Annotated in this window: 23 protein-coding genes; 18 read left to right on the forward strand and 5 right to left on the reverse strand. The window is 72.0% G+C overall.

Features of this window, described 5'->3' with window-relative positions; genetic code table 11:
* Positions 1-132 precede the first annotated feature (132 nt).
* The 12 genes from zapE to HJD23_RS08760 all read left to right on the forward strand — a co-directional run bounded on the left by zapE (position 133) and on the right by HJD23_RS08760 (position 12,774).
* A complete protein-coding gene (zapE, locus tag HJD23_RS08710; protein WP_171134003.1) occupies positions 133-1,233 on the forward strand; it encodes a cell division protein ZapE in 1,101 nt (366 codons plus the stop codon).
* A 183-nt stretch (positions 1,234-1,416) separates the two neighbouring features.
* Positions 1,417-1,824, forward strand: coding sequence for a hypothetical protein (locus HJD23_RS08715; RefSeq protein WP_171116062.1), 408 nt, complete (start codon positions 1,417-1,419; stop codon positions 1,822-1,824).
* Positions 1,825-1,908: 84 nt separating this feature from the next.
* Positions 1,909-2,490 carry a carbonic anhydrase gene (locus HJD23_RS08720; protein ID WP_171116064.1) on the forward strand — a complete coding sequence of 194 codons (582 nt, stop codon included), beginning with the start codon at positions 1,909-1,911 and terminating at the stop codon, positions 2,488-2,490.
* Between the two features lie 7 nt (positions 2,491-2,497).
* A complete protein-coding gene (locus HJD23_RS08725; RefSeq protein WP_171116066.1) occupies positions 2,498-3,961 on the forward strand; it encodes a SulP family inorganic anion transporter in 1,464 nt (487 codons plus the stop codon).
* A gap of 182 nt (positions 3,962-4,143) precedes the next feature.
* On the forward strand, positions 4,144-5,136 hold the full coding sequence (locus tag HJD23_RS08730) for a slipin family protein (RefSeq protein ID WP_240980665.1): 993 nt from the start codon (positions 4,144-4,146) through the stop codon (positions 5,134-5,136).
* A gap of 89 nt (positions 5,137-5,225) precedes the next feature.
* Positions 5,226-6,605 (forward strand): alkaline phosphatase PhoX, encoded by a 1,380-nt coding sequence (locus HJD23_RS08735; RefSeq protein ID WP_171116068.1) that lies wholly within the window; start codon positions 5,226-5,228, stop codon positions 6,603-6,605.
* A gap of 52 nt (positions 6,606-6,657) precedes the next feature.
* On the forward strand, positions 6,658-7,509 hold the full coding sequence (locus HJD23_RS08740) for a polysaccharide deacetylase family protein (RefSeq protein WP_171116070.1): 852 nt from the start codon (positions 6,658-6,660) through the stop codon (positions 7,507-7,509).
* Positions 7,510-7,527: 18 nt separating this feature from the next.
* Complete coding sequence (locus HJD23_RS43635; protein ID WP_232108038.1) at positions 7,528-7,710, forward strand: hypothetical protein; 183 nt, start codon at positions 7,528-7,530, stop codon at positions 7,708-7,710.
* A gap of 72 nt (positions 7,711-7,782) precedes the next feature.
* Positions 7,783-8,499, forward strand: coding sequence for a peptidyl-tRNA hydrolase (locus HJD23_RS08745; RefSeq protein WP_171118969.1), 717 nt, complete (start codon positions 7,783-7,785; stop codon positions 8,497-8,499).
* A gap of 150 nt (positions 8,500-8,649) precedes the next feature.
* Complete coding sequence (locus HJD23_RS08750; RefSeq protein WP_171116072.1) at positions 8,650-10,011, forward strand: DUF692 domain-containing protein; 1,362 nt, start codon at positions 8,650-8,652, stop codon at positions 10,009-10,011.
* A 100-nt stretch (positions 10,012-10,111) separates the two neighbouring features.
* Positions 10,112-10,888 (forward strand): TIGR04222 domain-containing membrane protein, encoded by a 777-nt coding sequence (locus HJD23_RS08755; RefSeq protein WP_171116074.1) that lies wholly within the window; start codon positions 10,112-10,114, stop codon positions 10,886-10,888.
* A 128-nt stretch (positions 10,889-11,016) separates the two neighbouring features.
* Entirely contained in the window at positions 11,017-12,774 is a 1,758-nt protein-coding gene (locus HJD23_RS08760) for an alpha/beta hydrolase (RefSeq protein ID WP_171134004.1), read from the forward strand.
* Positions 12,775-12,799: 25 nt separating this feature from the next.
* Here the strand turns inward: HJD23_RS08760 and hemQ are convergent, their stop codons facing one another.
* Both hemQ and hemG read right to left on the reverse strand, forming a co-directional pair.
* Positions 12,800-13,531 carry a hydrogen peroxide-dependent heme synthase gene (gene hemQ, locus HJD23_RS08765; RefSeq protein ID WP_171116078.1) on the reverse strand — a complete coding sequence of 244 codons (732 nt, stop codon included), beginning with the start codon at positions 13,529-13,531 and terminating at the stop codon, positions 12,800-12,802.
* A gap of 5 nt (positions 13,532-13,536) precedes the next feature.
* Complete coding sequence (gene hemG, locus HJD23_RS08770) at positions 13,537-14,991, reverse strand: protoporphyrinogen oxidase (protein WP_171116080.1); 1,455 nt, start codon at positions 14,989-14,991, stop codon at positions 13,537-13,539.
* Between the two features lie 158 nt (positions 14,992-15,149).
* On the opposite strand from hemG, the gene HJD23_RS08775 reads away from it, so the two are divergent.
* Positions 15,150-16,172 (forward strand): DUF4349 domain-containing protein, encoded by a 1,023-nt coding sequence (locus tag HJD23_RS08775; protein WP_171116082.1) that lies wholly within the window; start codon positions 15,150-15,152, stop codon positions 16,170-16,172.
* A gap of 27 nt (positions 16,173-16,199) precedes the next feature.
* Positions 16,200-17,615 carry an FAD-dependent oxidoreductase gene (locus tag HJD23_RS08780; RefSeq protein ID WP_171134005.1) on the forward strand — a complete coding sequence of 472 codons (1,416 nt, stop codon included), beginning with the start codon at positions 16,200-16,202 and terminating at the stop codon, positions 17,613-17,615.
* 90 nt (positions 17,616-17,705) lie between these two features.
* Here the strand turns inward: HJD23_RS08780 and HJD23_RS08785 are convergent, their stop codons facing one another.
* Positions 17,706-18,026: a hypothetical protein gene (locus HJD23_RS08785; RefSeq protein ID WP_171116086.1), complete on the reverse strand. Its 321-nt coding sequence runs from the start codon at positions 18,024-18,026 to the stop codon at positions 17,706-17,708.
* A gap of 123 nt (positions 18,027-18,149) precedes the next feature.
* Between HJD23_RS08785 and HJD23_RS08790 the strand changes: the two genes are divergently transcribed.
* Entirely contained in the window at positions 18,150-18,974 is an 825-nt protein-coding gene (locus HJD23_RS08790; protein ID WP_171116087.1) for a rhomboid family intramembrane serine protease, read from the forward strand.
* 221 nt (positions 18,975-19,195) lie between these two features.
* Here HJD23_RS08790 and HJD23_RS08795 read toward each other — a convergent pair whose 3' ends face one another.
* Entirely contained in the window at positions 19,196-19,864 is a 669-nt protein-coding gene (locus HJD23_RS08795) for a CBS domain-containing protein (RefSeq protein ID WP_171116089.1), read from the reverse strand.
* Positions 19,865-20,352: 488 nt separating this feature from the next.
* A complete protein-coding gene (gene hemE / locus HJD23_RS08800) occupies positions 20,353-21,420 on the reverse strand; it encodes a uroporphyrinogen decarboxylase (RefSeq protein WP_171116091.1) in 1,068 nt (355 codons plus the stop codon).
* 129 nt (positions 21,421-21,549) lie between these two features.
* Between hemE and HJD23_RS08805 the strand changes: the two genes are divergently transcribed.
* The 3 genes from HJD23_RS08805 (at position 21,550) to HJD23_RS08815 (ending at position 24,711) form a co-directional block, all read left to right on the forward strand.
* Positions 21,550-22,218 carry a DUF3000 domain-containing protein gene (locus HJD23_RS08805; RefSeq protein WP_171116093.1) on the forward strand — a complete coding sequence of 223 codons (669 nt, stop codon included), beginning with the start codon at positions 21,550-21,552 and terminating at the stop codon, positions 22,216-22,218.
* Between the two features lie 267 nt (positions 22,219-22,485).
* Positions 22,486-23,148, forward strand: coding sequence for a response regulator transcription factor (locus HJD23_RS08810; protein WP_003993737.1), 663 nt, complete (start codon positions 22,486-22,488; stop codon positions 23,146-23,148).
* 276 nt (positions 23,149-23,424) lie between these two features.
* Positions 23,425-24,711, forward strand: a complete 1,287-nt coding sequence (locus HJD23_RS08815) for a ribonuclease D (protein WP_171116095.1) — start codon at positions 23,425-23,427, stop codon at positions 24,709-24,711.
* The last annotated feature ends 30 nt before the right edge of the window (positions 24,712-24,741 follow it).

Raw genomic sequence — 24,741 nt, forward strand, 5'->3', positions numbered from 1 at the left:
CCCGCCGCACAGCCGCACCCCGCCCCACCCCGACCCCGCCGCACAGCCGCACCCCGCCCCACCCCGACCCCGCCGCACAGCCGCCCCCCGCGCCCCAACCCACCCCCACCCCACCCCTTAGCATGGGTAAGCGTGTCCTCCTCCACCGCCGCCGGCCGAAGCCCCATAGCCGCCGAAGCCGCCCCCCTCTCCCTCTGCGCGCGAGAGCCGCACGTCCCAGCGGACCGTCTGGTGGCCGAGATGGTGCCCCCGCCCCGCTTCGACTCCGTGCGCTTCGGCACGTACATCCCGGACCCGAACCAGCCCAGCCAGAGCGAGGCGGTACGGGTCCTGGAGGGCTTCGCGGCCGGCCTCGGCCCGGTGCCCGGCACGGGCAGGCGCGGATTCTTCGGGTTCGGCAGGGCCAAGGCGCCCAAGCCCCCGGCCGGACCCCGCGGTGTCTACCTCGACGGCGGCTACGGCGTGGGCAAGACCCACCTGCTCGCCTCCCTCTGGCACGCCACCCCCGCCGAACCCGCCCTCAAGGCGTTCGGCACGTTCGTGGAGCTGACGAACCTGGTCGGCGCCCTCGGCTTCCAGCAGACCGTCCAGACCCTCTCCAGTCACCGTCTCCTCTGCATCGACGAGTTCGAACTGGACGACCCCGGCGACACCGTCCTGGTCTCCACCCTGCTCGGCAAGCTGGTCGACGCGGGCGTCGCGCTCGCCGCCACCTCGAACACGCTGCCGGGCAAGCTCGGCGAGGGCCGGTTCGCGGCGGCCGACTTCCTGCGTGAGATCCAGGGCCTGTCGGCCCACTTCCGCACCCTGCGCATCGACGGCGAGGACTACCGCCACCGCGGCCTGCCGGAGGCCCCCGCGCCGTACAGCGACGAAGAGGTGACACGGACGGCGCACGCCACCGAGGGCGCCTCGCTCGACGACTTCCCGCAGCTGCTGGAGCACCTCGCCCGCGTCCACCCCAGTCGTTACGGCGCGTTGACCGATGGCCTGAAGGCCGTGTGTCTCACCGACGTACAGCCGATTCCGGACCAGTCCACCGCGCTGCGCCTAGTCGTGCTCGCGGACCGGCTCTACGACCGTGAAGTGCCTGTCCTGGCCTCGGGGTTGCCCTTCGACCAGCTGTTCAGCGAGGAGATGCTGAAGGGCGGCTACCGCAAGAAGTACTTCCGGGCCATCTCCCGGCTGACCGCGCTGGCCCGTGACGCCCAGCGCCTGACCGAACCTCAATAGCGCCACGCCGTAGGCAAGATCAAGGTACGGATCACGCCAGCTCAAGCTCACTTTTGAGGCTCTCTTCGGCTCGAAACGCCAAGTTAACCCTGCAAACAACTTTGCAGGGTTAATGTCTTTCTTGACCAGCCGTTGACCAACCGTTGGTTCGGACTAGAGGTGCGCCGAATCGGAGGGAGGCTCATGTTTCGAGGTACGACGGCTACGGCGGCCCGGACCCTGTTCACGGTCCTCGCAGCCGTTCTGTTCGCCCTCCCGTTCTTCACACCTCCCGTTTCATTCGCAGCTGCGTATACGGCCCGTCATGTCGAGGCCAACGCTCAGCCCGGAACCAAGCCCTCCGGCAAGGCGCCGCGCGCCGAAGGCGCCGCGTTCGCCGGCTGCACCCACGCGGGCGACCCGACCGGTCCCCTGCGAATACGCGACCGCCACCGCACGGTCGACTCCGCGCCCTGCGCGCCCAAGCGCCCGCAGTCGGCGCGGGACAAGGGGGCCGAATCCGACGCGGCCGTGCCCGACACCGCGTACGACCGTATGTCGAGATCCTCGACCGCCCACTCTCCGGCCGCGCTTCAGGTCTTCCGCTGCTGAGAGCAGAGCAGTCCCCCCACCTCTCACCCTCTGTCATGCACGCCCGACGCGCCCCCACGGCGCGCCAGGAGGAGTCACCACGTCATGCAGCCCCTCATCGACAACGCCCGCACGTTCGGACAGCGCCCTGAGGAGTTCGCTCGACTGGCCCAGGGCCAGTCCCCTGAAGTCCTGTTCATCACCTGCTCCGATTCCAGGGTCGTACCGGCCCTGATCACCGGCGCCCGCCCCGGTCAGCTGTTCGAGCTGCGCACCGCGGGCAACATCGTCCCCCCGTACACCTCCGACCGCCCCACCGGTGAGGCGGCCACCATCGAGTACGCCGTGCAGGTGCTCGGCGTCCAGGACGTCGTGGTCTGCGGCCACTCGCACTGCGGCGCCGTCGGCGCGGTGGTGCGCCACGACGACCTGGCGGCCGTACCCGCCGTACGCGACTGGCTCGCGCACGCGGCGGACGAGCCCAAGTGCTCGGACCCCAGCGACCCGACGGTCGCCGAGGCCGTGCAGAACCACGTCCTCGCGCAGTTGCTGCGACTTCGTTCCTACCCGTGCGTCGAGCAGCGCCTCCAGGCCGGCCAACTCCGGCTGCACGGCTGGTACTACGAAGTCCACACCGGAACCGTGCGGGAACACCGCGCGGAGACGGACACCTTCGAGACGCTCTGAGGGACCGATGACCGTGCTGTCGAAGTTCCCTTATCTGAGGCAGGACTTCCTCGCCTCCATCGTCGTCTTCCTGATCGCCGTGCCGCTGTGCGTCGGCGTGGCGGTCGCCTCCGGCGTCCCCGCGGAGCTGGGCCTTGTCACCGGCATCGTGGGAGGCATCGTCACCGGGCTCATGCCCGGCAGCAGCCTTCAGGTGTCCGGCCCGGCCGCGGGCCTGACCGTGCTGGTCTTCGAGGCCGTGAGTGAGTTCGGCGTGGCGGCGCTCGGCGTGATCGTGCTCATGGCCGGTCTGCTCCAGCTCGCCATGGGCTTCTTCGGGATCGGCCGCTGGTTCCGGGCGATATCCGTCTCGGTCGTCGAGGGCATGCTCTGCGGTATCGGTCTGGTGATCATCGCCGGCCAGGTGTACGCGGCTGCAGGCCTGAAGGCCCCGGAAAGCGGCATCGGCAAGATCGTCGGCCTGCCCGGGGCGTTCGCCGACGCGCTCGGCAGCACTGCGGCTCTGACGTCCCTCGCCGTCGGCGCGGGCACCGTCGCCGTCATCGTGCTGTGGAAGAAGATGCCGAAGGCGGTGCGGTCCGTGCCCGGCGCCCTCGCGGCGGTGATCCTGGCCACGGTCGCCGCACTCGCCTTCGACCTCCCGGTCGCCACCGTCCAGGTGGAGGGTCTGCTCGGTGTCATCGAGCCGCCGGGCTCCGAAGCGTTCGGCGAGCTGGCCGGACCGGCCATCTGGGGCACCATCGTGGCGTTCGCGCTGATCGCCTCGGCGGAGAGCCTGTTCAGCGCGGCGGCCGTGGACCGGCTGCACGACGGTCCGCGCACCCAGTACAACAAGGAGATGATCGCCCAGGGCGCGGGCAACACCCTGTGCGGTCTGCTGGGTGCGCTGCCGATGACCGCGGTGATCGTGCGCAGCTCCGCCAACGTCAACGCGGGCGCCAAGACCAAGGCGTCGCGTGTGCTGCACGGTGTGTGGCTGCTGCTGTTCGCGGCCGCGCTGCCGTCCGCCCTGGCCCTGATCCCGATTCCCGCCCTCGCCGGCATCCTCGTGCACGCCGGGTGGAAGCTGATCCCGTTCCGCCAGATCACCGGGCTGTGGCGGTCGCACAAGGGTGAGGCGCTGATCCTCGTGATCACAGCCGTGGCCATTGTCACCGTGAACATGTTCGAGGGCGTCCTGATCGGTCTCGCCCTGGCGGTCGTCAAGACCGCATGGGAGGCCTCGCACCTGAAGATGGAGGTCATAGACAAGGGCTCCGGCCCGATCCAGGTCTACCTGTCGGGCAACGCGACCTTCCTGAGGCTGCCGAAGATACTCGACAGCCTGGAAGCACTCCCCCAGGACCGGCCCATCGAGCTGGACGTGTCCGGTCTGCACCACCTGGACCACGCGTGCCGTACGGCGCTGGAGAGCTGGGCCGAGCGGCACAGCACCTCCGGCACCGATCCGGTGAGGCTCACCTCACCCTGACCGGTCCCTGAAGGCACCCCTGACCGGCCTCTGAAGGTCACCCTGCCGAACCGGGGGAGGTCGTCACCCTCGACCGACGCCGTCCGCCCGGTGTCCGCTCCGTCGCCCCCATGGCCCCGGACCGGACACCGGGCATATCGTTGCAGGAGCAGGCACCACACGCCTCTCGTGAGGGGGTTGCCATGCTCGAAGATCTCCTGGTGGCGGCCGCCATGGCCGGTTCCGCGGGGGTGGTGTACCTCGCGGCGGCGGCCCGGATCGTCAAGCAGTACGAGCGCGGTGTGGTGCTGCGGCTCGGCCGGCTCAGGGGCACCATACGACCGCCCGGGTTCACGCTGATCGTTCCGATCGTGGACCGGCTGCACAAGGTCAACATGCAGATCGTCACCATGCCGGTGCCGGCCCAGGAGGGCATCACCCGGGACAACGTGACCGTGCGTGTGGACGCCGTCGTGTACTTCAAGGTGGTCGACGCGGCGAGCGCGCTGATCAAGGTCGAGGACTACAAGTTCGCGGTGTCGCAGATGGCGCAGACCTCGCTGCGGTCGATCATCGGCAAGAGCGACCTGGACGACCTGCTGTCCAACCGCGAGAAGCTCAACCAGGGTCTGGAGCTGATGATCGACAGCCCGGCCGTCGGCTGGGGCGTGCAGGTCGACCGGGTCGAGATCAAGGACGTGTCGCTGCCCGAGACGATGAAGCGCTCCATGGCCCGGCAGGCCGAGGCGGACCGTGAGCGCCGGGCCCGGGTCATCAACGCCGACGCCGAGTTCCAGGCGTCCAAGAAGCTGGCCGAGGCGGCCCAGCAGATGGCGAACACGCCCGCCGCGCTCCAGCTGCGGCTGCTGCAGACGGTCGTGGCCGTCGCCGCCGAGAAGAACTCGACGCTGGTGCTCCCGTTCCCGGTGGAGCTGCTGCGCTTCCTGGAGAGGGCACCCATGGTGGCGGAGCACACGCACGACCACCCACAGGGCCCCGACCACACCCCTGGCCTCACCCAGCAGCCCGGTCAGGCTCCAGGCCCGACCCCGCAGCTCAACGACACCGCGAGCCTCACGCAACAGTCCGACGGCGCCCCGGGCCACGCAGCACAGGAGCCGCACCCCGCGAACAACACCACCCCCGGCCGCACCGAGGAACCCCACCCCACCCCGGACCTCACCGACGGTCCGTGACAGGAGCTACGCGCGTGGTTCCGGCGACGCGCGGCAGCTGATAAACACGGCGGGGTCACTGTCCTGTCCGCCAGCAGGAAGGTTGCCCCATGTCCGTGACACGCCGTCATGTCCTCGCCCGCGGCGGTGCCCTGGGAGCGGGCATCGCGTTCTCCGGTGCCCTGTCCGAGCTCTTCACCGGTACGGCCGCCGCCCAGCACCTCGGCCACACCGGCTACGGACCCCTCGTACCCGACCCCAAGGGCCTGCTCGACCTGCCGAAAGGTTTCAGCTACCGGGTTCTCTCCCGCGAGGGCGACCCGCTGCGCTCCGGCGAGGGCCTCGTCCCCTCCCACCACGACGGCATGACGGCCCTCCCCGGCCACCACGGCCGGGTCCACCTCGTCCGCAACCACGAGAACCGCACCACCGCGAAGGTCCCCGTCCCGGTGGTCGAGGGCCTCACCTACGACCCGGCGGCCAAGGGCGGCTGCACGGCGCTGACCCTGGACTCCGGCGGCCACGTCCGGTCCGAGCGGGTCGCCCTCGCCGGTACGGCCGTCAACTGCGCGGGCGGCCCCACCCCTTGGCGCACCTGGCTGACCTGTGAGGAGACCGAGGAGAGAGCGGGCACCGGCGGCTACACCAAGGACCACGGCTTCGTCTTCGAGGTCGACCCGGCCGACCCGCACCGCACCGGCGCGGTCCCGCTGACCGCGATGGGCCGCTTCCAGCACGAGGCGGTCGCGATCGACCCGCGCACCGGCGTCGTCTACGAGACGGAGGACGCCTTCCTCAAACCGTTCGGCCTCTTCTACCGGTTCCTGCCGGAGAAGCCGCTCGGCGGGACGGGCTCCCTGCGGGCGGGCGGCCGCCTCCAGGCGATGCGCGTGCCCGGCGTACCCGACCTGTCGTCGGTCCACGAGACCGGCGCATGCTTCGGCGGCGTCCAGTGGGTGGACGTACCGGACCCGCTCGCCACCGAGACCCCCGTCCGCCTCCAGGACTACGGCCCGAAGGGCATCACGCGCGCGCAGAAGCTGGAGGGCTGCTACTGGGGCGGCCGGAGCGTGTACTTCGTCTCCTCGTACGCCCGCAGCGCGGAGGGCTCGGCGGCCGACCACTTCGGCCAGGTCTGGCGCTACGACCCGGCGGCGCGCCGCCTCACCCTGGTGATCGCCTTCGGCCCGGACACCGACGTGCGGCTCCCCGGCGAGTTGCCGGACAACATCTGCCTCGCGCCCAGCGGCGGCCTGATGGTCTGCGAGGACGGCAACGGCGCGCAGCACGTTTTCGGTGTCACGCGCCGGGGCGAGGTGTACGCGCTGGCCCGCAACCGGCAGAACACGGGCACGCCCGAGGCGCCGCAGTGGGGTGAGTTCGCGGGCGTCACCTTCTCGCCGGACGGCGGGACGATGTACGTCAACTGCTACACGCCGGGGACGACGTTCGCGGTGCGCGGTCCGTGGCGGAGGCCGCCGGCCGGGTGACCCGGCCGTCGCGTCGACGCTCACGCCGACCTGAAGGTCATACTTTCATACGGTGATCAGTCCTGCACGTAGCGTCATCACCGTCTGTGTCCTGAGCGCCGCCCTCGCCGCCTGCGGCACCGCTCCTGCGCCACGCGGCGGCCATACGGCGGTCCCCTCGACGCCTGCCCCCTCGCCCCCGGCACCTCCCACCCTCGCCCCCGGCCCCGCGGGCCTCACGCCGGTGTTCACCAGCGCCCCGCGGACCGGGGGCAAGACCGTCGCGCTCACCTTCGACGCCGACATGACCGCCGACCAGGGGCCCCGGGCCGCCCGGGGCGAACGCTTCGACAACCCGCAGCTGATCGCGACGCTGCGGGCGCTGAAGGTACCGGCGACCGTGTTCATGACGGGCCGGTGGGCGGAGCAGTACCCGATCCAGGCCCGCGGCATCGGCCGGGATCCGCTCTTCGAGGTCGCCAACCACTCCTACAGCCACTACGCCTTCACCGCCGACTGCTACGGCCTGCCGACCATCGACGAGGACCGGATGCGGGCGGACGTGGAGCGGGCGTACGCGGCGTTCCGCCGGGTGGGCGTGCCGGACGCGAAGCCGTACTTCCGGTTCCCCGGTGGCTGCTACGACCAGCGGGCACTGCGGGCGCTGAGTGCCACCGGCGTGACGGCGGTGCAGTGGGACGTGGTGGGCGGGGACGCGTTCGCGACGGACGCGGACGCGGTGGCCCGGCAGGTGCTGGAGGGGGTGCGGCCAGGGTCGGTCGTCGTGCTGCACTGCACGCGGAGCGCGGCGCCGACGACCGAGCGGGCGATCCGCACGATCGTGCCGGAGCTGCGGCGGCAGGGGTATCGGTTCGTGAAGGTGTCCGAGCTGATCGGAGCGGTTGCCTCCGGCGGGTTGACGTGAGCGGCATACGCTGGAGGTATGAGCGATGGCGACGACTATTGCCTGATCGATGCGAGCAGGCCGCCGAAGGCGGAGGGGCCGCCGTACGCGGAGTGCGTGGTGTGCCGGGAGCCCACGGAGTATCCGGAGTCGTACAAAGGGATCACCTTGTGTCCGGAGTGTGAGTGGCTGGAGGCGCAGCGTACGGCTTGTTCGGGGTAGTGGGGTTCGGTTGCGGGGTGCGGGTTGTAGTGGGTTGATCGCGCAGCTCGCCGCGGCCCCGGGGTTGGCAGACTGGACGGCGTGACTACCGAACCGACTGACAGTCCCTTCCGGTCCGAGCCCAGCGCGCGCGATACCGCGCCTCAGTTTGTACTGCCTCTGGTTGTGCGGATCGAGAAGGGTGCGCCTCCCGCCCGTACCGATGCCCTGGAAACCGCCGCGCGTGCCGTGCTGGTCATGTTGAGTGATGAGCGGTCGCTGGGCGACGGGGAGTGGGCCCAGGCCGTGCAGGACTGGCAGGACGCGCGGATTCGCAAGGTGGTGCGGCGGGCCCGGGGGGCCGAGTGGCGGCGGGCCGAGGCGCTGCCCGGGATCACGGTGACGGGAAAGTCGGCGGAGGTGAGGGTGTTTCCGCCTGTCCCCCTGGACGGGTGGCCCAAGGAGCTGGCGCGGCTGCAGGTTTCCGGAACCGATCTCGACGATCCGGAGCCGCCGGTCGAGGCGGACGCGAGTGCGCCGGTGCTGTGGCTGAACCCGGAGATCGAGATGTCGGCCGGCAAGGCGATGGCCCAGGCCGGGCACGGTGCCCAACTCGCCTGGTGGGAACTGCCGGACGAGGAGCGCGCGGCCTGGCGGGACGCGGGGTTCCCGCTCGCCGTCCGGATCGCCGAGCCGACGCGCTGGGGTCGACTCACCACGTCGGGGCTGCCGTTGGTGCGTGACGCCGGGTACACCGAGATCCCCGCCGGAAGCTGCACCGTCGTCGCCGACCACCCGGCGCTGCGCTGAACCAGGGTGTTTGAACATCCGGGGCCGGTCCCGCGTACCTCCTGGCAACCTCAAATGTTGCTCTGAAGGCGCACGCGACAGGGTTCGGGCCCCGGCAGCGGGGCCATACCCCCCTCACGCCGGTGCATGACAGACGTGAAGGAGGGGGTCATGGAGCGACTGGGAACCGGGATCGGATGGCGGCCGGAGATCGCGGACGCCGTGGAGCTGATGCCGGGCATCGACTGGGTCGAGGTCGTCGCCGAGAACGTCTGCCCCGGACACCTTCCGGACGCGCTGCTGCGGCTGCGCGAGCGCGGGGTGACCGTCGTCCCGCACGGCGTCTCCCTCGGCCTCGGCGGCGCCGACCGGCCCGACCCGGCGCGCCTCTCGGCCCTCGCCGAGCGGGCGGAGGCGCTCGGCTCGCCGCTGGTCACCGAGCACATCGCGTTCGTCCGGGCGGGCGGCCCGCTCACGGCGTCCCCGCGCCTGGAGGCCGGGCACCTGCTGCCCGTGCCGCGGACCCGGGACGCCCTCGACGTGCTGTGCAAGAACGTCCGCATCGCGCAGGACGCGCTGCCCGTGCCGCTCGCCGTGGAGAACATCGCCGCGCTCATCTCCTGGCCGGGCGAGGAGATGACCGAGGGACAGTTCCTGCACGAGCTGGCCGACCGGACCGGCGTACGGCTCCTGATCGACGCGGCGAACCTGCACACCAACCACGTCAACCGCGGCGAGGACCCGGCCAAGGCGCTCGCCGAACTCCCGCTGGAGGCCATCGCCTACGTCCATGTCGCGGGCGGCTTCGAACGCGACGGCGTCTGGCACGACAGCCACGCCCACCCGGTCCCCCGACCGGTCCTCGACATCCTGACCGACCTGGCGTCCCGCGTGTCCCCGCCGGGGGTGCTGCTGGAGAGGGACGAGAACTTCCCCGAACCGGTGGAGCTGGAGCGGGAGTTGGCGGAGATACGGGGCGCGTTGGAGCAGGGGCGTCGGACCCGGGCGGCGATTTCGGTCGCTTCCGCGGATTCCACCGCCACGTCTCGCGTGACAGCGGACTCCGTTGACGAGCACGCCGACTCCCAGGCCGAGCCCGCCGACCCCTCGCACCACGACTCCGCCCACGAGCCCGCCCGTCAGCGCCTCGCCCTCGCCCAGGCCGCGCTGCTCTCCGCGCTGGTCGCCGGTACCCCCGTCCCCGAAGGGTTCGACCGGGTACGGCTCGGGGTGCAGGCGCGGGCCCTGGCCGGGAAGCGGGCGGATGTGGTGGCGAAGGTCGCGCCGGAGCTGCCGGAGATCCTGGGATCCGCCTACCGGCCCACCTTCCTGGCGTACGCCCAGCGGCACCCGATGACCGGCGGATACCGGCGGGACGCGCTGGACTTCGCCGAGCGGTTGCTGCTCGCCGGGCGGCCGCAGGAGACAAGGGCGCGGCGGGAGTTGCGGGAGTGGTGGCTGGAACGGTCCGGTTCGGCGCCGCGTCCGCGCTCGCGGATGGCGCGGGCCCGCCGGGTGCTGCTGCGCCGCTGACCGGCCCGCAGTCAAGCGGAACGTCACGTGCCGACAACGCTCGGTCCCGGAATGTGAACAAGGCATGGAGTTTCCCAGTCGGTTGGCATAGAAACACGGCATGTTCTGGGTCCTCCTTCTCCTGCCGGCCTGGACCCTGGCCGGTCTGGCGTGCACCCGGCTGTGCCTGGCCGCCGTACGGGCCGCGGACGTCGCCACGGAATCGGGCGGGAAGCACGATCTGACGCTGTACGAGGCCGCGTTCCTGTCCGGCGGTCCGGCGCGGGTCGCCGATCTGACGCTGGTGTCGATGGCCCGCCAGCGGCGGCTGCTCCTCGCGCACACGGGCTGGGCGACCGTCGTGGATCCGCGCGGGCGCGACGACATCGAACGGTCGGTGATAGGGGCCATCGGGCCGGAGGGCCAGTCCCCCATCGCTCCGGTACGGGCCGCGGCGGCCGCCACCGACGCGGTGCACGGTCTCGCCGACCGGCTCGTCAGCGCCGGTCTCGCCGTGCCGGCCGGGGCGGGGACCACCGTCGGGGCCGGGGTGCGTCAGGTGCGGCTCGCCGCGGCGACCGTGCTTGCGCTCGGCGTCGCCGCGCTGCTGATGCCGGCTCAGGACCAGATGCCGCGGCACCTCATCGCCCTGTGGTTCGCGCTGCCGCTGGTCCTCTGCCTGAGCTGCCTCGCCCTGGCCCGGATCGAGGCCCACCCGTACTCGCCCTGGGCCTCCCCGGCCGGTCAGCGTCTGCTGGGTGCGCTGGCCCGGCACGCGGGCGACGGCGGGGACGACCGCGCCTACCTCACCTCGGTCGCCGTAGGCGGTATCCGCGCGGTCGGCGAGCCGGATCTGCGGGCGGCCTTCGCGCAGCGCGGCCCGTACGGGCGCGTCTGACACGAGATCCGCGGGTCCGCGCGGGCGTACGGGCGCATTGGGGCCGACACCTGCCGCCTGTGCTTGCCTTTGCCAACAATCGTACGAAGCATCCCTTTTGTCGCTGCCGCGCACCGAAGGGACACACGATGAGAGCTGCCGCCCTCTACACGGCCGCCGGTTCCCTGCTCCTGAGCACCGTCGCCACCGCCCCCGCCGTCGGCGCACCGGCCGAGGCACAGGCGGCCGAGCTGCGCGGCACCGCCGTGGCCGCCGCGCGGGCCGCGGCCGCCGGGATCGACTTCGGCCGGTGCGCCGACGTGCAGGACCTGCCGAAGAACCAGGACCTGCCGAAGGACATGGAGTGCGGCACGGTCACCGTCCCGCTCGACTACGCGCGGCCCAACGGCACGCAGATCAGGCTCGCCGTCAGCCGGGTGCCGGCCACCCACAGCGACCCGCACAACAGCAAGCGCAGGGTGCCCCGTCAGGGCGCCCTGGTCTACAACCCGGGCGGCCCGGGCGCCTCCGGTCTCCTCTTCCCGCTGGTCGGCAAGCTCCCCGAGTGGAAGCGCCTGGCCGCCGCGTACGACCTGGTCGGCTACGCCCCGCGCGGCGTCGGCCGCTCCGCGCCGCTGTCCTGCCAGGACCCCGAACAGCACTTCAAGGCCCCCTCGTCGGCGCCGACGCACCCCTCGGAGTCGTACAAGAAGGAGCGCATCGCGCGGGCGAAGGCCTACGCGCGCGGATGCGCGCAGCGGTCGGGCAGCGCGCTCCGGCACTACCACTCCCTGAACAACGCCCGCGACCTGGACGTGCTGCGCGCCGCGCTGGGCGAGGTGAAGCTGACGTTCATGGGCGCGTCGTACGGCACCTACTTCGGGGCGCTGTACGCGACGCTGTTCCCCTCGCACGTGCGGCGGATGGTGTTCGACGCGGCGGTGAACCCCGACCCGGCGCAGATCTGGTACCGCAACAACCTCGACCAGTCCGCGGCGTTCGAGGGCCGCTGGACGGACATGAAGGAGTGGATCGCCAGGCACCACGGCGTGTACGGGCTGGGCGCCACGCCTCAGGAGGTGCAGCGCAGCTACGACACCGCGCGGGCGCGGCTCGACCGGAACCCGGCGGGCGGGAAGGTCGGGCCGGGGCAGTTGCAGAGCGCGTTTCTTGATGCCGGTTACGACGACGACTACTGGCCGCAGCGGGCCGAGGCGCTGTCGGCGTATCTGAAGGGTGATCCGCGGCCGCTGACCGACCTGGCCGCGCCGCACGAGGAGGCGGCCGTGGAGGCGGAGAACTCCCGTGCGGTCTACACGGCCGTCGAGTGCAACGACGCGCCCTGGCCGACGCAGTGGGAGGTCTGGGACCGGGACAACACGCGGCTCGCGCGCGTGGCGCCGTTCGAGACGTGGAACAACGCGTGGCTGAACCTGCCGTGCGCGTACTGGCAGGCGCCGCGTCAGCAGCCGCTCGACGTGCGGACCGCGCCGGGCGAGCTGCCGCCGACGCTGATCCTGGCCGCCGAGCAGGACGCCGCCGCCCCCTACGACGGCGCCCTCGAACTCCACCGCCGGCTGTCCGGCTCGGTCCTGGTCACCGAGCGGGACTCCGGCACCCACGGCATCGCGGGCGGCCCCAACGCGTGCGTCAACGCCCACGTGGACGCCTACCTGCTCCAGGGCAGCCTCCCGGCACGCCGCACCTCCTGCGCATCCCGCCCGGAGCCGAAGCCGGACACCGCCGCGCGGAAGGGTGACACCGCGCAGCGGGGGGAGACCGCACGGAAGGGCGACACCGCACGGAAGGGCGACACCGCACGGAAGGGCGACACCGCACGGAAGGGCGACACCGCACGGAAGGGCGACACCGCACGGAAGGGCGACGCCGCGGCGGGCGTTCGCTGATCGGGGCGCCGGAGTATCCCCCCGGTCAGGCGAGGCCCGCGACCAGTTCCGTGATCTCCTTGCGGCGGCCGGTGAAGAACGGCACCTCCTCGCGGACGTGCAGCCGGGCCTCCGAGCCGCGCAGGTGGCGCATGAGGTCGACGATGCGGTACAGCTCGTCGGCCTCGAAGGCGAGGAGCCACTCGTAGTCGCCGAGGGAGAAGGAGGCGACCGTGTTGGCACGCACGTCCGGATAGCCGCGGGCCATCTTGCCGTGGTCGGCGAGCATCCGGCGGCGGTCCTCCTCCGGCAGCAGGTACCAGTCGTAGGAGCGCACGAAGGGGTAGACGCTGACGTACGCGCGGGGCGTCTCGTCGGCGAGGAACGCCGGGATGTGGCTGCGGTTGAACTCGGCGGGGCGGTGCAGCGCCATGTTCGACCACACCGGCTCCAGGGCGCGGCCCAGCCTGGTACGGCGGAAGAGGTTGTACGCCTCCTGCAGCTGGTCGCTGGTCTCGGCGTGCCACCAGATCATCAGGTCGGCGTCGGCGCGCAGCCCGGAGAGGTCGTAGGTGCCGCGGACGGTGACGTCCTTGGCGGCGAGCTGGTCGAACAGCTCCTGGACCTCTTCGGCGTAGCCCGCGCGGTCCTCGGGCAGCACGTCCTTCAGCTTGAACACGGACCACAGGGTGTAGCGGATGACCTCGTTGAGGTCCTTGGCCAGCTTGCCCTTGTTCGGGATCCGAGCAGGGCCGGGGGTGGAGGCGTCGTCACTCATGTCCCTTATTCTCCCGCTCCGCCGTGCAGACTCTGCACCGGGTGGGCGGTGAGCTGCTGCACAGCCTGAAGGTCGCCGTGGATCTGGTCCACCGCCGCGTACGCACTCGCCACGCACGCCGGGATGCCCACCCCGTCGTACACCGCGCCGCACACGGCGAGGCCCTGGAGCTTGCCGACGTGCTCGCGGATGCGGGACACGCGCGCGTGGTGGCCGACGGGGTACTGGGGCAGGCCTGAGTCCCAGCGGGTGATGCGGGTGGCGACGGGCGTGGTGTCCAGGCCCGTGGCCGCTTGGAGGTCGCGCCGGGAGACGGCCACCAGGTCGGCGTCGTCGCGGCGCAGGATCTCCGTCTCGCCGTACCGCCCGACGGAGGTGCGCAGCACGATGAGGTCCGGGTCCTCGTCGGCGATCCAGCCCCACTTCTGGGAGGCGAACGTCGACGCCTTGATGGTCCGCCCGTCGACCGGCGGCACCAGGAAACCGCTGCCCTCGGGCAGGCGCGCCTCGGACCTGCGGTAGGCGAGGGTGACCAGCGCCATCGACGCGTACTCCACGGCGGTCAGCTCGGTCGCGGCCGCCGGGGCCTCGGCGCGCAGCAGCTCGGCGGCGGCGGGCGCGGGCACGGCGACGATCACGGCGTCGGCGTGCAGCACCCGGTCGCCGGCCACCACCCGCCAGCCCGTACGGCCCTCCCGGCGCAGCTCCGTCACGCGGGTCCCGGTCACGATCTCGCCGCCGCGCGCCCGCACCGACTCGGCGACGGCGAGCGGCAGGCTGCCGACACCGCCCTCGATGCCCATGAACACCGGCCCGGTCAGCGATGCGGCCGCCGCCTCGGCCTGGATCTCCCGGACCGCCTCGGTGAGCGAGTCGTGCTCTTGGGCGGCCTGGAACAGCTGGGGGACGGCCGAGCGCATCGAGATGCGGTACGCGTCGCCCGCGTAGACCCCGCCCAGCAGCGGCTCCACGAGCCGGTCGACGACCTCGCGGCCGAGCCGCGCCGCGACGAACTCCCCCACCGCCACGTCGTCGCCGACCTCCGTGCGGGGCAGGTCGGCGTCGCGCTCGATGCGCGCCAGGCCCTCCTCGGACAGCACGCCGGAGAGCGCGGCGGCGGTGCCCGGCACGCCCATGACGTGGCCCTTGGGCATCGCGCGGAGGGCGCCGCGGGTCCACAGGGAGGCGGTCGCGGTGGCCGGCGGCTGGAGGCGGGCTTCGAGGCCGACCTCGCGCGCGAGGGTGACGGCCTCGGGCCTGCGGGCCAGCATCGACTCGGCGCCCAGGTCCACGCGCACGCCCGCGATCTCGCCGGGCAGCAGCTTGCCGCCGATCCGGTCGGAGGCCTCCAGCACGGTCACGCGCGCGCCACGCCCCAGCAGCCGGTGGGCGGCGGCCAGCCCGGCGATTCCGGCTCCGATGACGACGACCTGCCCGGCGTCCGTGGGTGCTGCGTTCATGGCTCCACCTTCTCAGACGCCACTGACAGTCACCGGCGCGGCCCGTGGCCCCGCCGAGTCCCGACCGTGACCGCATCGGGACCCCACGGGTCCAACGTCCCGGCCCGCCCCGGCGTCGAAGGAGCGTCAGTTGTCACGACCCTCGGGGGTTCGCTTACATGCGCGCACCACGCTCCGCACGAAAGTCCGCACCACGTCCCGTTCCGGCCCTGGCCGGAATCCTGCTCGCCGCCGCCCTGGCGCTGACGGGATGCAGCGGCGCGGACGACACCGCCTCCTCCACCGCAGGTGACGCGGCCGCCGCCCAGGACCGGGCCGCCGTGGCACCCGGCACCGAGGAGGGCGCCTTCGGCAGCGACAGCCGGTCCGGCACCGACAAGGCCCCGGACGCGCCCCGGCTCCCCGCGAGCCACATCATCCGCACCGCGTCCCTGACCGTGCAGGTCAAGGACGTGCCCAAGGCCCTGGACCAGGCCCGTACGACCACCGAGACCGCGGGCGGCTTCGTGGGCAGCGAGAGCACCACCCGGGACGAGCGCGGCAACGAGCGCACCCGGGTCGTGCTGCGGGTCCCCGTCGACAAGTACGAGGACGTCCTGGCGGATCTGGAGGGCGCGGGCAAGCTGCTCGACCGCACGGCGAAGGCGACGGACGTCACCGACCAGGTCGTCGACGTGGAGAGCCGCATCCAGACCCAGCGCGCCAGCGTCGCCCGGATCCGCGAGCTGATGGACCAGGCGACCCGGCTGAGCGACGTGGTGGAGCTGGAGGGCGAGCTGAGCAGCCGCCAGGCCGATCTGGAGGCGCTGCTCGCCCGGCAGGCGTCCCTGAAGGACCGCACGAGCCTGGCCACCATCACCCTCGCACTGTCCGAGACGCCGGTGAAGAAGGCCCCCGAGGAGGACGAGGACCCCGGGTTCACGGACGCGCTGGCGGGCGGCTGGGACGCGTTCGTGACCATGCTGCGCTGGATCGTCGTGGCGCTGGGCGCGGTGCTGCCGTTCGCCGCGCTGGCGGCGCTGCTCGTCCTGGTCTGGCTGCGTCTCGTACGGCCTCGCAGGGCGCGGCGCCCGGCCACGGCGTCCGCGATGACCACGCTGGGGCCGCTGCCGACGGCCCGGCAGGCACCGGAGCACGCGCCCGGTTCCGCACCGGAGGAGAAGCAGGGCGAACAGGACTGACCTGCCCCGTAGCCGTAGCGTGTTCGCATGAGCATGAGCGGTGCGAGGGGTACGAGCCGTGCGAGCGGTGCAAGAGAGCGACTGGTCGTGATCGGCGGCGACGCCGCGGGCATGTCCGCGGCGTCGCAGGCCCGGCGGCTGAAGGGCCCGGACGAGCTGGAGATCGTGGCCTTCGAACGCGGCCACTTCACCTCGTACTCCGCGTGCGGCATCCCGTACTGGGTGGGCGGTGAGGTCTCCGACCGCGACGAGCTGATCGCCCGTACGCCCGAGGAGCACCGTTCGCGGCGCATCGACCTGCGGCTGCGGACGGAGGTCGTGGAGATCGACGTCGACGGGGCGCGGGTACGCGCGCGTGACGTCGATTCGGGCGCCGAGTCCTGGACGTCGTACGACAAACTCGTGATCGCCACCGGCGCCCGGCCGATCCGCCCCGACATGCCCGGCGTCGACGCCCCCGGCGTGCACGGGGTGCAGACCCTGGACGACGGCCAGGAGCTGCTGGACACCCTCACGCGCGCGCGTGGGCGGCGTGCGGTGGTCGTCGGGGCGGGGTACATCGGCGTCGAGATGGCCGAGGCGCTGATCAATCGCGGCTACGAGGTGACGGTCGTCAACCGGGGCGCGGAACCGATGTCCACGCTCGATGCGGACATGGGGCGGCTGGTGCACCAGGCCATGGAGGGCATGGGCATCATCATGGTCAACGACGCCGAGGTCACCAAGATCCTCACCGGTGAGGACGGGCAGGCGCGGGCGGTGGCCACGAATGACGCCGAGTACCCGGCGGACGTGGTCGTGCTCGGCATCGGCGTACGCCCCGAGACGACGCTCGCGAAGGCGGCGGGGCTGCCCCTCGGCGAGCACGGCGGGCTGCTCACCGATCTGGCGATGCGCGTACGCGGTCACGAGAACATCTGGGCCGGCGGTGACTGCGTCGAGGTCCTCGACCTGGTCGCCGGGCGGGAACGGCATATCGCCCTCGGCACGCATGCCAACAAGCACGGACAGGTCATCGGCACGAATGCCGGAGGCGGATACGCGACGTTTCCCGGGGTGGTCGGCACCGCGGTGAGCAAGGTGTGCGACCTGGAGATCGCGCGGACCGGGCTGCGGGAGAAGGACGCGCGGCGGGCGGGGCTGCGGTTCGAGACGGTCACCATCGAGTCCACCAGCCGGGCCGGGTACTACCCCGGTGCCTCCCCGATGACCGTGAAGATGCTCGCCGAGCGCCGCACGGGGCGGCTGCTCGGCGTGCAGATCGTCGGCCGGGAGGGGGCGGGCAAGCGGGTGGACATCGCGGCGGTGGCGCTCACGGCCGGGATGACCGTGGAGCAGATGACGACGCTGGACCTCGGGTACGCGCCGCCGTTCTCGCCCGTGTGGGACCCGGTCCTGGTCGCGGCCCGCAAGGCCTCGAAGGCGGTAGGGCAGCGACCCTGAGGGGCGCGGGGCTGTGTCGATCTGCGGCTCCGCCGCGGGGGCGCGACCAGCCGCAGACAACCCGCACCCGGCACACAGCCCGTACGCCCGCTACGCCGTGCCGTTGATCCTGTCGATCGCCTGCCGTGCCTGCTCGGACGGCGGTCGCGACGGCAGCGACGACACCGAGGCGGCCGCCGGCATGGCACTGGGCTGCGCCCCCGCCGGTTTCGCATGCGCGCCCGGGGAAACGGAGCGCAACCGGTGGCTCACCGCCTCGTCCAGCGTCACCGGTCGCTGCAACTGCGCCGCCATGCGACCGGCCTCCTGGCCGAGTCGGGCGACGTCCTCCCAGGGGAGGTGGACCACCAGCGCGAGCTGAGCCTCGCCGTCGGGGGTGGCCTGCATCGGAGGAGTAACTCGGTCGTTCATCGCCTGTTCCTCACGTCGTCCCGCGACGCGCCTCGCCGTGCCGCGGCCGGTCGAGAAGACATACGCACGCCCGGTCGGCCGCGTTCACCGATTCGGCGGGCGCATCGAGGGCACTACTCCCTTGTGGTGATCCCCGTCCATGACACGAACCCGGCGCGCCGCACGGCCTGGGTGACGTACGCGCTGATCGCGGTGAACTTCGTCGTCTTCCTGTTCATGCCCGGCCTCGCGGGTTCGGTGGCGGGTGACAGCAGTCTGGCGCAACTGTGCCATCTCCAGGCGTTCCTGGACCGGTACGCGGCGGTGCCCCAGGAACTGATCCACCATCAGATGCCCCGCCTGGTGCCCACCGGCGAGGTCGTGGTCGGCCCGCAGGGCCCGGGCTGCGAGGTGGCCCCGCCGACGTACGACAAGTCGCCCGAACTGAGCGTGCTCACGGCGATGTTTCTGCACGGCAGCTGGCTGCATCTGCTGGGCAACATGCTGTTCCTGCTGATCTTCGGCAACAACATCGAGGACCGCATGGGGCATGTGCGCTTCACACTGTTCTACGGCGCCTGCGGCTACGCGGCGGCGTACGGCTACGCGCTGCTGAACGCCGAGTCCGCCGAGCCGCTGATCGGCGCCTCGGGGGCGATCGCCGGTGTGCTGGGCGCGTATCTGGTGCTGTATCCGAAGGCCAGGGTGTGGGTGCTGGTGCCGTTCCTGATCTTCCTGCCGCTGAGGTTGCCCGCCTGGCTGGTGCTGGGCTCCTGGTTCGGGCTCCAGGCGGTGTACTCCGCCGGCGAGGGCGTCTCCGACGCGGGCACCGTGGCGTACGCGGCGCACATCGCGGGCTTCCTCGTCGGCATGCTGCTCGCCTGGCCCCTGAAGCCGGGCACACCACCACCGCCGGAGCCGCCAGGCCTGCTGTTCGGCAGACGGGCGCGGCCCCGGCAGGCATGGTGAGCCATCGGCGCCGACTCGGTGCGGTGGTGCCACCCCGGGTCGCCGAGAGGGCGGCGGAGCGTGACGATGCGCTGGTGGATGCGGGGATGCCGCCACTGTGCGGCGGTTTCCCCACCTCCCGGTGGCCGTGCCTGATCCGTTCGGCTCGGCTTCCGTGCCGGTGACGGCGGGTCGGGAGATCCTGGGGGTACGGCCGTGGTGTGGGCCGGCGGGGCTGTGAGTCACCGTGGTGTACCGGCTCTACCCGCTGTTTCGGCGTGGAGGTGATGGGTGACGTCGACGACGCCGTCGACGCTCTCGGACAGACGTAGCGTGATGGGGATGAGGCTCTCCTGCGGCACGGTGCCGCTGAGCGTCACCCGTCCTTCGGTGACCTGGACGGTGACCGTGCCGGGGTCCAGGCCGAGGGTTCGGGTGAGGACATCCGTCATGATCTCCTCGCGGATCGTCGGGTCTCGCCGCAGGAAGACGTGCAGCAGGTCGCCACGGCTGATGATGCCCACCAGATGCCCGGCGTCGTCCACGACGGGCAGCCGTTTGACGTGGTGGCGGGCCATGGCACGGGCTGCCTCCACGACCGACCACTGCGGTCGTGCCGTGACGGCCGGGCTGGACATCAACCCCTCGGCCGTCAGGGCGTGGGCCTTGGCGCGCTCCGCGGGCAGCAGGTGCGCTGCGGCCAGATGTCCGCCCGGATCGGCCTGAGACTCCTGCTTGCGCAGCAGGTCCGCCTCCGACACCACGCCGATCGGGCGGCCCTGGTCGTCGACGACCGGTACCGCCGTGATGTTGTGCTCCGCGAGGTGCTGGACGATGTCCTTGAAGCCTGTGTCCCGCCGCACGCTCACAACCGCCGTGGTCATGAGGTCGCCGACCATTTGATGCAGCATGTGACCTCTCCCTCCTCAGGCGCTCGCCGCACAGGTCCTTTCTCCACTGTCCGCCTCAACGAGCGGCAGGGCGACGGCGACGGAGGTGAAAAGCTCCTGGACAGCGCTCAGGTGTGAGGAGTTCGTGGGCGAGTCGTGCGCCGTGCGCCGCCTCCTCGGGCGGAACGTCCTCCGACGGGGGTGTTCTCCAGCCCACGGGCGAGTGCCCTGGGGTGCTCTTCGGTTCGGCGTGCGAAAGCCCCGAGGGCAAAAACAGTCCCCGGTAGTGCTGCGCGTGTCCTGAAACTTCAGTCGTCACTGTTGTCTCGGTGTCGCGCCGGCTTGCCGGGGGCCTGAACCACATCCTGTCCGAGTCACTCCGCCGACTAGACGTCCTCACCGGCTTTGTGGCTCTTTCGGTGTTGTGGTCTATTTATTACCCTGCACGAAGCATGCCCTAAGTCAATAGGATTTCGGTAAATTCTTCAGGACGTGCGCGTGGTGAGGCCTCAGCGGGCGGTCCGGGTGTGGACGTACTCGACGAGGCGGGTGAGCGCGTCCGGGTCGGTGGACGGCATCACGCCGTGGCCGAGGTTGAAGACATGGCCCTCCAGGTTCGCCGCGGCGTCCAGGACCTCGCGGGTCTTGGTCTCTACGGCCTCCTGCGGGGCGAACAGCACCGTCGGGTCGAGGTTGCCCTGCAGCGCCTTGCCGGGGCCGACGCGGCGGGCGGCCTCGTCGAGCGGGACGCGCCAGTCGACGCCGACGACGTCCGCGCCGGCCTCGCCCATCAGGCCGAGCAGCTCGCCGGTGCCGACGCCGAAGTGGATGCGCGGGACGCCGTACGCCTCGACCGCGCGGAACACCTTCGAGGAGGCGGGCAGGACGGAACGCCGGTAGTCGGCGGGGGCGAGGGCGCCGGCCCAGGAGTCGAAGAGCTGGACGGCGCTCGCGCCGGCCTCGATCTGCACCTTGAGGAAGGCGGCGGTGATGTCCGCGAGACGATCGAGGAGGTCGGCCCACAGCTCGGGGTCGCCGTACATCATCGCCTTGGCGTTCTCGTACGTGCGGGACGGGCCGCCCTCCACGAGGTAGCTCGCGAGGGTGAACGGGGCGCCCGCGAAGCCGATCAGGGGCGTCTCGCCCAGCTCGGCGGTCAGCAGGCCGATCGCCTCCGTGACGTACGAGACGTCCTCGGGGGTGAGGTCGCGCAGCTGTGCCAGGTCGGCGCGGGAGCGGATCGGCCGCTCGACGACCGGGCCGACGCCGGGCTTGATGTCGAGGTCGACGCCGATGGCCTTGAGGGGGACGACGATGTCGCTGAAGTAGATCGCCGCGTCCACGTGGTGCCGGCGCACCGGCTGCAGGGTGATCTCGGTGACCAGGTCGGGCCGCATGCACGATTCCAGCATCGGGATGCCCTCGCGCACCTTCCGGTACTCGGGCAGGGAGCGCCCGGCCTGCCGCATGAACCACACCGGCGTGTGCGGCACGGGCTCGCGCCTGCACGCCTTGAGGAAGGCGGAGTCGTACGTCGCTGTCGGCTGCTGGCCCATGGGGCTTCCGTTGACACTCACGGGGAAAGTTTCGCATGGCGGCAACAAGGGCATGGCAGGGCCTCGGGTGCGGCCGACCCCGGCGACCCCGCACCGCTGGGCGGGGTGTCTAGCCTGCGCCCGGCGTTCATTCCCCTTAATCTGCACCGCATGGCTGCGGCTCAGGGACGACTGTCGGACGGCGCTGGCGGAATGGACGACCCGAAGGAGGGGGACCTGCATACGGGCGACACGGCTCCGCTGCCCTTCCGGGCCGCCGTCGAGGCGCTGCGCTCCGCACGGCTGCGGCCGCAGATCGAGGTCGAGCCCACGCGCGCGCCCCAGCGGCTGGCCCCGCACGCGTACGCGCTGGAGGCCACCGTCGTCGACGGCGACCAGGACCTCGCCGACGGCCGCCTGGTGCTGCTGCACGACCCCGCCGGACACGACGCCTGGCAGGGCACCTTCCGCCTGGTGACGCTGGTGCGGGCGGAGCTGGAGCCGGAGATGGCCGCCGACCCGCTGCTGCCCGAGGTGTGCTGGAGCTGGCTGACCGGTGCGCTGCAGGCGCGCGGGCTGACGTACGGCGAACCGAGCGGCACCGTCACGCGCGCCGGCTCGCACTACTTCGGCGGGCTGTCCGCGCGCCCCGCCGCCTCGCAGATCGAGATCCGGGCCTCCTGGACGCCCCGCGAGGGCCTGGGCGGCGTCCCGGACACCGCGGCCCACCTCGCCTCCTGGTGCGACCTGCTCGCCCAGGTCGCGGGCCTGCCGCCGGCGGGACCGGGCGACGCGTCCGTGGTGACCCTGCCGCAGCGGCGCGGCCCGCAGTCACGCTGACGCGCCGCGCACACCCTCATGCACCCGTTCGGGCTGATCTCTTTGTCGATACGGCCACTTTCGACCGGACATCGAATCGAACCGAAACCGTTCGATCTTCGGGTGATCGATCGCGTGTCCGAATTGCCCGGATTGTTACTCACCAGATCGTGATCATTCTCTAAAGGCGGACCGGTTTGGTGCCGAAGACGACTGTGACCTTGAAAGCACGGTTCGTCCCGGCTTCACCCCCCACGAGCCGACCCCGTCCCGCACCCAGGAGGCCTGGTGTCCGTTCTCCTAGAGCAGCCCGCAAGCCTGGTCGCCTACCGCCCGAACAAGCCGACCGCGATGGTGGTCGTGGCCGATCCCCGCGTCCGCTCCACCGTCACCCGCCACCTGTGGGCGCTCGGTGTGCGCGATGTCATCGAGGCCTCGTCCATCGCCGAGGCTCGTCCCCGCATCGGCAACCCCCGTGACATCTGCGTCGCCGACGTCCACCTCCCGGACGGTTCCGGTCTGACGCTCCTGTCGGAGACCCGCGCCGCGGGCTGGCCCAACGGGCTCGCCCTGTCCGCCGCCGACGACATCGGCGCCGTGCGCAACGCCCTCGCGGGCGGTGTGAAGGGCTACGTCGTCACCGGCACCCGCACCAACGTCGGGCTCCCCACCCGGCCCGGTGCCGCCCCCATCGGCGCGGCCGCCGCCCGTCTGCACCGCCGCCCCCCGGGTGCCCCGAGTCACCCGGGTGGCTACCGCGAGCTGTCCGGCCGTGAGGTCGAGGTGCTGCGCCTGGTCGCCGAAGGCCAGTCGAACAAGGCGATCGGCGTCTCGATGGGCCTGTCCGCACTGACCGTCAAGAGCCACCTCGCCCGCATCGCCCGCAAGCTCGGCACGGGTGACCGCGCCGGGATGGTCGCCGTGGCCCTGCGCACTGGCATCATCCACTGACGACCGCCCCCCCACACACAGTCGCCCCCCGCTCTCCGCAAGCCCTCTCTCTCGCTTCCCCCCACCTCTCCCCGAGATCTTCCCCGAGCCGCCACCTGGCCGAGTCACCTCGGCATTCACTGACGTGAACGGGATCGAGCCGCCGATGCCCGCCCGCGTCTCCCCCCGGTCGTGACCGGTATCCCGCATGGATTCTGACTGGTTTGCGACCCTCGCGCGCCCGCCGACGGAACGTTCCGTCGGCGGGCGCCGTCCATACACAGATACCCTTGACAGGTGACCGACGCCCAAGAAACCGCAGCAGACAGTTCACTGCGCATCACCGGGGGCGCTCCTCCGGAAGACGGCGGATCTTCTGTTACGGAGGCGCCGATCCCTTTGCTGGAGCCGCGTGAGGGCATTCCGCCCGTGATCGCGGACGAGGCCGCCCTCGCCGAGGTGATCGCCGCCTTCGCCGCCGGCTCCGGCCCCGTCGCCGTCGACGCCGAACGCGCCTCCGGCTACCGCTACGGACAGCGCGCGTACCTCGTGCAGCTGCGCCGGCAGGGCGCGGGCACCGCCCTGATCGACCCCGTGGCCTGCCCCGACCTGTCGGCGCTCGGTGCGGCGCTGTCCGGCGTGGAGTGGGTCCTGCACGCCGCCACCCAGGACCTGCCGTGCCTGCGCGAGATAGGCATGGTGCCGACGCGGCTGTTCGACACCGAGCTGGCAGGACGGCTCTCCGGCTTCCCGCGCGTCGGCCTGGGCGCCATGGTCGAGAGCGTGCTCGGCTTCGTCCTGGAGAAGGGCCACTCCGCCGTCGACTGGTCCACCCGCCCGCTCCCCGAGCCCTGGCTGCGGTACGCGGCCCTCGACGTCGAGCTGCTCGTCGATCTGCGGGACGCGCTGGAGAAGGAGCTGGACCGGCAGGGCAAGCTGGAGTGGGCCCAGCAGGAGTTCGACGCGATCGTGGCCGCGCCGCCGCCGGAGCCCCGCAAGGACCCGTGGCGCCGTACGTCCGGCATGCACAAGGTGCGCCGGCGGCGGCAGCTCGCCGTGGTGCGCGAGCTGTGGCAGACCCGGGACCGGATCGCGCAGCGCAGAGACGTCTCGCCGGGCAAGGTGCTGTCGGACGCGGCCATCGTCGAGGCCGCGCTCGCGCTTCCGGGCACGGTGCACGCGCTGTCCGCGCTGAACGGGTTCGGGCATCGGATGGGGCGGCGGCAGCTGGAGCAGTGGCAGGCCGCGGTGGATCGCGCCAAGGCCCTGCCGGAGACGCAGCTGCCGCAGCCGGGGCAGCCGGTCACGGGCCCTCCGCCGCCGCGTGCGTGGGCCGACAAGGACCCGGCGGCCGCCGCCCGGCTGTCGGCGGCTCGCGCCGGCGTGTCCGCGCTGGCCGAGCAGTTCGGGCTGCCGCAGGAGAACCTGATCGCGCCGGACACGGTGCGGCGGGTGTGCTGGGAGCCGCCGTCTGCCGACGTGGAGGCCGTTGCGGGGGTGCTTCGCGGGTACGGGGCTCGGGAGTGGCAGGTTGAGCTTGTTACGCCGGTTCTGGTGGCTGCGCTGTCCGCCAAAGCGCCGTAGGACTTTCTGTCGTACGACGGCCACAGGGCA

The organism is Streptomyces sp. Z423-1 (assembly GCF_013009255.1).
In the GTDB taxonomy this organism is placed as follows: Bacteria; Actinomycetota; Actinomycetes; order Streptomycetales; family Streptomycetaceae; genus Streptomyces; species Streptomyces gossypiisoli.